Source organism: Aeromicrobium sp. Root495 (genome assembly GCF_001426755.1).
GTDB lineage: Bacteria > Actinomycetota > Actinomycetes > Propionibacteriales > Nocardioidaceae > Aeromicrobium.
In genome coordinates, this window is sequence record NZ_LMFJ01000002.1 from 218,618 (window position 1) to 219,991 (window position 1,374).

Genomic DNA, 1,374 nt, shown 5'->3' on the forward strand with positions numbered 1-1,374 from the left:
GCCGACCATGTGCACGCCGACGATGGGGCCGTCCTTCTCGCGGACGAGCTTCACGGTGCCGGCGGTCTTGAGGATCTGGCTCTTGCCGTTGCCCGCGAGGTTGTACTCGTAGGTCTCGACGTCGCCGTACTTCTCCTTGGCCTGCGGCTCGGTGAGGCCGACGGAGGCCAGCTCGGGCTCGCAGTAGGTGACGCGTGGGATGCCGGAGTCGATGACGGGCTGCGGGTTCAGGCCCGCGATCTCCTCGGCCACGAAGATGCCGTGCGCGAAGCCGCGGTGGGCCAGCTGGAGACCGGGCACCAGGTCGCCCACGGCGAAGACGCCGTCGACGTTGGTGCGCAGGCGCTCGTCGGTGGGCACCCAGCCGCGATCGGTGGTGATGCCCTGCTCCTCGTAGCCGAAGCCCTCGGAGCGCGGTCCGCGGCCGACGGCCACGAGCACGAGGTCCGTCTTAATCTCCTGACCGTCCTCGAGTGTCACCACTGCACCGGCTTTACTCTGCTGCACGCCGGTGAACTTGGTGCGGGTCTTGAACGCGATCTTGCGCTTGCGGAAGGCGCGCTCGAGAGCCTTGCTGAGCGCGGGGTCCTCCAGCGGGACGAGCGTGGGGAGGGCCTCGACGATGGTGACCTCGGCGCCGAAGGAGCGCCACACGGAGGCGAACTCCACGCCGATGACCGAGCCGCCGATGATGACGACCTTCTCGGGGACCTCGCTCATGCCGAGGGCCTCGTCGGAGGTGATGACGCGGCCGCCGATCTCGAGGCCGGGAAGCGTGCGGGCGTAGGAGCCGGTGGCGAGCACGAGGTTGGTGCCGGTGTACTCCTGGCCGTCGACGGTGACGGTCTTGGGTCCGGTGAGCTTGCCCTCACCCTCGACGACCGTGATGCCGGCCGCCTTGATGAGGCCCTGGAGTCCCTTGTAGAGACCGCCGATCACACCGTCCTTGTAGGCGTTGACCTGAGGCATGTCGATGCCCTCGAAGGTCGCCTTGACGCCGAACGTCTCGCTCTCGCGGGCGGCGTCGGCCACCTCTGCGGCGTGGAGGAGGGCCTTGGTGGGGACGCAGCCGTTGTGCAGGCACGTGCCGCCGAGCTTGCCCTTCTCGACGAGGGCGACCGACTTCCCGAGCTGGGCCGCGCGCAGCGCTGTCGCGTAGCCGCCGCTACCTCCGCCCAGGATCACGATGTCGAAGTTGTTCGTGGTTGTCATGATGTTGCCTTTCGATAGTGGCGTGGGGTTCAACGGGGCGTCCGGGCCGCCAGGGCCTGTTGGTGAAGGCGGCCGGCGCGGTACGAGGAGCGCACGAGGGGCCCGGACATGACGCCGAGGAAGCCGATCTCGTCGGCCTCGTCCTTGAGCTCGACGAACTCC

General features: G+C 68.6%; 1 protein-coding gene and 1 pseudogene. Both read right to left on the bottom strand.

Going from position 1 to position 1,374, the window contains the following annotated elements:
* A partial coding sequence (lpdA, locus tag ASD11_RS15125; protein ID WP_235503372.1) for a dihydrolipoyl dehydrogenase occupies positions 1–1,212 on the bottom strand: 1,212 nt, incomplete at its 3' end.
* Positions 1,213–1,241: 29 nt separating this feature from the next.
* A pseudogene (locus tag ASD11_RS18735) lies at positions 1,242–1,374 on the bottom strand (lipoyl synthase); the annotation flags it as partial.